A 6,698-nucleotide genomic window follows, 5' to 3' on the forward strand; every position below is an offset into this window, starting at 1 on the left:
CCCGGCGTGGAACACGACCGCACCGGGCCCGAGTTCGCGGACCGCGGCGATGTCCGCGGGATCGGGCGAGCCACCGTCGCTGACCAGGGCCGCGGCTTCCAGGCCGGAGGCGCCACTGGACACCGCCATCGCCACGGCCAGGTGCAGGGCCGACAGCCGGAGCGAGGGCAGCGCGACCGCGGCAGCGGCGTACGTGCGGCCGGTCTCGTCCCTGACGGCAGCACCCTCGGCCGCCGCGACCCTGGCGCGGGCCGCGCGGGCGAGAGTGATGATCTTGATGTCCTCGGGGCCGGGTTCCTCCGGCCCTGCCTCGCTCACAGGGCTGATATTAGACCGGCGGCGCGCCGCCGCGGGGATTACGGGCGGGGTCGGCCCGAAGGTCGCCGTTCCCCTCGGCGGGCGCGCCGCTGGCGGCCGCGGTCCCGTGCCCAGCGGGGCCCGCGGGAACGGCCTCGCCGTCCGGCCCGATCCGCTCGACGGTCACGGTCCCGATCCGGTTTCGCCGGCCGGCCAGGCTCTCGGCGGTCAGGCGCAGGCCCGAGACGGTGGCCACCGAGCCGGCGATCGGCACCTTGCCGAGCCGCTGGGCCAGCAGGCCGCCGACGGTCTCCACGTCCTCGGCGTCGATCGTGACGCCGAACAGCTCGGCCAGCTCCTCGACCGGCAGCCGCGGGCTGACCCTGGCCGAGTTGTCGCCGAGCCAGGTGACCGGCGGCGCCTCCCGGTCGTACTCGTCCTCGATCTCTCCGACGATCTCCTCCAGGATGTCCTCGATCGTGACCAGCCCGGCGGTGCCGCCGTACTCGTCGATCACGATCGCCACGTGGATGCGCTGCACCTGCATGTTCCTGAGGAGCTCATCGATCGGCTTGCTGTCGGGCACGTACGTGGCGGGCCGCATGACCTGGTCGATCCGCTCGGTGTCCTCCGCGCCCGGGTGCTCGTGCACCCGGGCCACGATGTCCTTCAGGTAGGCGATCCCGACCACGTCGTCGGTGCTCTCGCCGACCACGGGTATGCGGGAGAAGCCGCTGCGCAGCGCCGCCGACAGGGCCTGGTCGAGGGTCTTGTCGCGCTCGATGAAAACCATGTCCGTACGGGGCACCATGACCTCGCGGACGATCGTGTCGCCGAGTTCGAAGACCGAGCGGACCATCTCCCGCTCCCCCGGCTCGATCTCGGTCCGCCCCTCGATGTAGTCCACCAGGCCGCGCAGCTCCGGCCGGGCGGCCAGCTCCGCGTCAGCGGCAGGGCCGCCGAGCGGCAGCGCGCCGGAGATCGCGTCGAGCAGCCGCGGCAGCGGCCCCAGTATCCGGTATAGCGGGCGAAGCAGCCGGACGGCGGTGCCCGCGACCCGCTCGGCGCGCCGCCGGCCCATGGCGCGGGGCCCGACCCCGATCAGCACGTACCTGGCGACTAGCAGGGCACCGGCCGCGGGCAGGAACACCTGCCAGCCGCCGCCAAGCCAGTGGGCGAACGCCAGCGTCATCAGCACCGCCGCCGACACCTCGGCGCACACCCGGATCAGCATCAGCAGGCTGCCGTACCGCGCCAGCCCCTGCGCGTCGGCCCTGGACATGGCGGCCTGAGCGCCCGCGCACCAGTCAGCGGCAAGGATCAGCGCGATCGCGGCTACCAGCAGCCACCACGCGGGTGACATCAACCAGGTCCTTCCTGTGCTTCCCTGTCCGCGACGGCCCCTGGCCGGCCCTGCCCCGCGGCCTCGCGCCAGGCCCGCAACAGCGTGCCCTGCAGCCCGAACATCTCGGCTTCCTCCTCGGGATCAGCGTGATCGTAGCCGAGCAGGTGCAAGATCCCGTGCACGCAGAGCAATTCGAGTTCCTGCTGGGTCGAATGGCCTGCCTGACGGGCCTGCCCGGCCGCGACCTGCGGGCACAGCACGACGTCGCCGAGCAGGCCCGGCTCGGGCCCCGAGTCCTCGCCGCCGGCCCGGCTGCCGTGCGCACCGCCCATCGACGGCGGGCGCAGCTCGTCCATCGGGAACGAGAGCACGTCGGTCGGCCCGGGCTCGTCCATCCACTTCACGTGCAGGTCGGTCATGGTGACTTCATCGACAAGCAGCACGGACAGCTCGGCCAGCGGGTGGATCCGCAGCCGGTCAAGCGTGAACCGCGCGACCGCGGCGAGTGCCACCTCGTCGACCGCCATCCCCGACTCGTTGGCGATTTCGATGGTCACCTGGCATTCTCCGATTCAGTGCTCAGCGGTCGCCGCGGTGCCGCGGCGGCCGCGCCTGGGGCGCCTGGGGCACCTGGGCTTTGGTGTCATAGCGCTCGTAGGCGTCGACGATCTTCCCGACCAGCTTGTGCCGGACGACGTCGTGGCTGGTCAGCCTGGAGAAGTGGATGTCGGGAATGCCGTCGAGGATGTCCTGCACCACGCGCAGGCCGCTCACCTGCCCGGCCGGCAGGTCGACCTGGGTGATGTCACCGGTGACGACGATCTTGGATCCGAAGCCAAGCCGGGTGAGGAACATCTTCATCTGCTCGGCCGAGGTGTTCTGCGCCTCGTCCAGGATGATGAACGAGTCGTTCAGCGTGTTGTGCGTCAGCAGGAAGTCCTCGGTCGTGTACAGCGAATCCGCCGCCGCCACCGAGATGCACACGCACTCGGCCGAACCGGCCGGCTCGATGCTCTCGATGAACCGCCCGGGGCGCCCGGGGCGCCCGCCGCCGCCCGATGCCCAGTACGCGTCGCGCTTCCTGGCGAGCCGGAACGGCTCGATGCCGTCCGGCAGCCGGATGTCGATGACGTACGCATCATGGCGGTTGTAGACGGGTCTTCCGGGTGCGAATCCCTGCTTTCGCCCGGCGGCCTGGCGAACACGATCGTAGGCGACCCCGCCCATCGATCTGACCAGGAAGAGCACGTCGTCGCGCAGCCGCGGTGATGTGGTGGTGTACTGCACGCGGCAAGTCCGGTGACGCTGCGTGACAGGGCCGCCGTCTGTGTCGAGCAGGCCCTGCAGCACGGCCAGCCGTACCTTCGCCGAGTTGCACAGGTACAGCTCGGGCACGGACTTCGCCCCGGACCGGGCGCCATGCAATCCGAGGGCACGGGCGATGCCCGTCACCGGGTTCTCGATCGTGACGACATCTCCCGTCGAGGCCGCCCGGTTCAACGCGTGGCCGGGTCCGCCGAGGGGACGGACCTGTCTGCCGGGCAGCCTCGGCTCCGGCTCCCAGGCGAGCTCAGGGTCGCCGGTGGCGAAGCCCGGCGTGGTCTTCCCGGTCAGGCAGCCGTCGCCGAGCAGCAGCCCGAGAGCGTACGGGTCCATCGGCACCGGCCGGTACGGGAAGCAGACCGGCGCGCTGTGCGAAGGCAGCTCGTACCGGTGGCAGTGGTTCGCGCGCAGGTCGCCGATCATCTCCCGGGTCTCGAGGACCCGGAGCGGCTTGCCGCGACGGCGGTCGTCACGGGTCGCCACGGCCCACAGATGGTCCCCTGAGCACAGCGTCGAGGCACCGTCCTGCGTGATGACCCGGTAGATGTCCTTCTCCCCCTGCGGGTAGACGCCGATCACGGGGGTCGGCTCGCCATTCGAGGCGATGACGAGATCACCCACCGTGAGGGAGCCGATCGGCCGGAATCCGCTTGGCGTTAGCACTGGCGTGCCAGTTGGCTGCGCCCGACCGCGCATGTATGCCAGCGGGGCGATCTCTATCGTGCCGGCCGCGGTCAGCTTGGGGACCGAGTCCGGGTCGATCATGTCGTGCAGCGCGTCGTACAGCGGGCGCAGGTAGGGGTCGATCTTCTCGTACAGGGTGCCGGGCAGGAAGCCGAGCCGCTCCCCCGCCTCCACGGCCGGGCGGGTCAGGATGATCCGGTTGACCTCCTTGGCCTGCAGCGCCTTCACCGCCTTGGCCATCGCGAGGTAGGTCTTGCCGGTTCCGGCGGGGCCGATCGCGAACACGATCGTGTGCTTGTCGATCGCGTCCGCGTAGTGCTTCTGGTTCAGCGTCTTCGGCCTGATCGTCCGGCCGCGCGCGGACAGGATGCCCTGCGTCAGCACGTCCGCGGGCCGCACGCCGTGCTCGGCCCTGAGCATGGCCGCGGCGCGCTCCACCGCGTCCGCGGACAGCTCGGTACCCGTGCGCTGCAGCTCAAGGAGCTCGCCGAACAGCTTGCCGACCAGCGCGGTTTCGGCCGGCGGGCCGGACACCGTGATCTCGTTGCCGCGGACGTGGATATCGGCGGTGAACTCCCGCTCGATCACGTGCAGCAACTCGTCCCCGGTCCCGAGCAAGCCGACCATTGAATGGTCATCTGGAATGACGATCCGTATCTGGGAACCTGGCAGGTCGCTGCGAGTGTCTGTCAATTCAGTGCTCTCGAAGGCCCCGGGAGCGCCCGCGGGCGACGTTATTAGCGGCGGCCGCCTGCTGACGGCGGCCGGCGTGTCCGGTCAGCCGGGCGGCCATGTCATCGGCCGGCCGCCAAGCACGTGCGCGTGCGCGTGCGACACGGTCTGGCCGCCCTCCCGCCCGGTGTTGAACACGATCCGGTAGCCGCTGCCGTCGATCCCCTCGGCGACCGCGACCCGATGCGCCTGGCTGACCAGCTCCTCGAGCAGGCCGTCGCCCGCGCCGGCCAGCGCGGCAACGTCGGCGAAGTGATCCCGCGGGATCACCAGGACGTGCGTGGGCGCCTGCGGGCTGATGTCGCGGAACGCGATCGTCCGCTTTCCGTCTAGCACGATCGTGGCCGGGATGTCCCCGGTCGCGATCGCGCAGAACAAGCAGTCTGGCATCTTACGATCATAGTGGCCAGGCGGCGGCATGTGCTGCCGACCTCGCGCTGGGCAATCGAGTGGTATGACCCCGCGGTCGGCGGACACGCCCCATGCGGCTACAGTGGCTATCAGTTACATTGAGCCTGCGGGTCGCCAGCCCGATAATTGAGTCCGCGGACGTTACGCATAACCCGGCAGGAGTCAACTGGCCAGCAGTGCACGCGTTACCGGGTTGATTCCGGCAAGTGCTGTCGCCGGCCAACCCTGATGGATATTCTTGTCTTTCCGCAATCCTCCGGCGGTTTCTGGGGTGGAGTTACCGAATGTGGGTTGGGCAGTGCAAGATCATCGCGGGACGTCGTCCGGCGCTCCGCATAGTCGCGCGAAAGCGGCGTGGGCGTGGGCGGTGAACCAGTGAACACCGTGGTGGACGGCCAATCCGCGGAGGCCGTCCTCGACGGTCCGTCCGCAGGCTCAGCCTGCCCCGGTGATCCCGCCCTGGTGACGGCGCCCGTAGATGTCCGCAACTCGCCGAACGGCGCCGCCGAGGCCAACGGTCAGCACGGAGCCGTCCTCGACCCGCCGGCTCAGGCAGCGGCCGGTGACGCTCCGGCCGGTGCAGCGGACCTCGGCGACGCAGGTGCCACCGAGGTCTCGGACGACCACGCCACCGACATCGTTCCCGAACAGGCGCCCGGTGAGGACACACCGGCCGCCCTGACGGCGGACGACGCCGCAGACGCCGCGGCCGCGGACGATGTGACCGACGGTGACTGGGACTCCGGCCTCCTCGGGGCGCCCCCCGGCACCGTGCCCGAGCAAGCAGGCGCCGACTTCGGAGAAAACATCACCGAAACGGACATGACCGTAGAAGGTGAACCTTCCGACATAGTCGCGCGTCCAACCTATGTGACGGAAACGCTCGCGGCGGGTGCACTCGTCCCCGAGGTACGGTCGGTGCCCGCTGTATGGGACGCTGACCGTGTTGTCACCGAGATCTATCACGGCGAGTACAAGTCGCTCGTGCGGCTTGCCGTGCTGCTGGTCCACGACGCGCCGACCGCCGAGGAGGTGGTGCAGGACGCGTTCGAGGCGATGCACCACGCCTGGCGCCGGCTGCGTGATTCGGACAAGGCGCTGTCCTACCTGCGGCAGGCGGTGGTCAACAAGTCGCGTTCGGTGCTGCGGCACCGTACCGTCATCGACAGGAACGCGCCCAAGCCCGCGCCGGACGAGCCGAGCGCGGAACAGGGAGCCCTGGCGCTCATCGAGCGCTCTGCCGTGGTCGCGGCGCTGCGCACGCTGCCGGACCGGCAACGTGAAGCGATCGTCCTGCGATACTACGCCGACCTTTCCGAGGCAGACATCGCCGCGACGATGGGCATTAGCAAGGGTGCTGTCAAGAGCCACACCGCTCGCGCCATGGCAGCACTGAAGTCGATCTTGGAGCAAGAGACGTGATGACGCGGCGGTCAGGCCGGGTGACCGCATGACCACACCCGACGAAGGCCTGGAACAGGCACTGCGGCGCGCGCTTTCCGCCGCGGTGAACCAGGTCGAGCCTGGAGCTGATGGACTTCAGCGGATTCGCGCCAGGACCGCCGGGCGCGAGCCGCAGCCGTGGCTGCTGAGCGTGGCCAGCGAGGCCGTCAGCCGCGTGTGGCATTTCACCTGGCGTGGCCACTGGGCCTGGCCCGAGTCCCTTGCGCGGCGCGGCGCCCTGGCCTGGCAGCGGCTGATCGCCCTGCCCTGGCCGCGGCTGCGGCGGCTGCCGCAGCCGACGGCTGCCGGCGAGACCGGACCTGACCTGGCCGAAGGCGGGTCCAGGCCAGGCTGGTGGGAGAGCGTCAGCAAGCTGCGCGAGGCGGGGACCACGTGGCTGCGGCCGGTGGCCGTGCTGGCCGGCATCGCGTTCATCGTCGGCATTTCGTTTGCCATTCCGCCG

6 protein-coding genes and 2 pseudogenes are annotated in these 6,698 nt (G+C 70.3%); 2 read left to right on the forward strand and 6 right to left on the reverse strand.

All coding sequences use genetic code 11. From position 1 onward, the window contains the following. The 6 genes and pseudogenes from Q1N79_RS01390 to Q1N79_RS01420 all read right to left on the reverse strand — a co-directional run. Window positions 1–318, reverse strand: a 318-nt coding sequence (locus Q1N79_RS01390; RefSeq protein WP_300603125.1) for a cytidine deaminase, incomplete at its 3' end; no start/stop codon positions are given. 10 nt (window positions 319–328) lie between these two features. Beyond that, the gene (locus tag Q1N79_RS01395; RefSeq protein ID WP_300603127.1) at window positions 329–1,660 is read right to left on the reverse strand and encodes a hemolysin family protein; all 1,332 of its coding nucleotides are present in this window, start codon (window positions 1,658–1,660) and stop codon (window positions 329–331) included. Then, window positions 1,660–2,199: an rRNA maturation RNase YbeY gene (gene ybeY / locus Q1N79_RS01400; protein WP_300603129.1), complete on the reverse strand. Its 540-nt coding sequence runs from the start codon at window positions 2,197–2,199 to the stop codon at window positions 1,660–1,662. Before ybeY ends, Q1N79_RS01395 begins: the two co-directional genes overlap by 1 nt. A gap of 22 nt (window positions 2,200–2,221) precedes the next feature. Beyond that, a pseudogene (locus tag Q1N79_RS01405) lies at window positions 2,222–2,560 on the reverse strand (PhoH family protein); the annotation flags it as partial. A 270-nt stretch (window positions 2,561–2,830) separates the two neighbouring features. Continuing rightward, a pseudogene (locus Q1N79_RS30530) lies at window positions 2,831–4,276 on the reverse strand (PhoH family protein); the annotation flags it as partial. A 150-nt stretch (window positions 4,277–4,426) separates the two neighbouring features. Then, the gene (locus Q1N79_RS01420) at window positions 4,427–4,771 is read right to left on the reverse strand and encodes a histidine triad nucleotide-binding protein (RefSeq protein ID WP_300603132.1); all 345 of its coding nucleotides are present in this window, start codon (window positions 4,769–4,771) and stop codon (window positions 4,427–4,429) included. An 843-nt stretch (window positions 4,772–5,614) separates the two neighbouring features. Here Q1N79_RS01420 and Q1N79_RS01425 point away from each other — a divergent pair. Together Q1N79_RS01425 and Q1N79_RS01430 are read left to right on the forward strand one after the other, a co-directional pair. Further along, entirely contained in the window at window positions 5,615–6,214 is a 600-nt protein-coding gene (locus tag Q1N79_RS01425) for a SigE family RNA polymerase sigma factor (RefSeq protein WP_300603137.1), read from the forward strand. Between the two features lie 28 nt (window positions 6,215–6,242). After that, window positions 6,243–6,698: hypothetical protein (locus tag Q1N79_RS01430; protein WP_300603135.1), on the forward strand; the 456-nt coding region annotated here is incomplete at its 3' end.

Source organism: Trebonia sp. (assembly GCF_030042015.1).
Taxonomy (GTDB): Bacteria; Actinomycetota; Actinomycetes; order Streptosporangiales; family Streptosporangiaceae; genus Trebonia.

What these genes read in the sequence shown, in the direction of transcription:
- Q1N79_RS01395 (WP_300603127.1), bottom strand. Translation starts at nt 1,660, where the DNA reads ATGTCACCCGCGTGGTGGCTGCTGGTAGCCGCGATCGCGCTGATCCTT.
- Q1N79_RS01420 (WP_300603132.1), bottom strand. Translation starts at nt 4,771, where the DNA reads ATGCCAGACTGCTTGTTCTGCGCGATCGCGACCGGGGACATCCCGGCC.
- Q1N79_RS01425 (WP_300603137.1), top strand. Translation starts at nt 5,615, where the DNA reads ATGACCGTAGAAGGTGAACCTTCCGACATAGTCGCGCGTCCAACCTAT.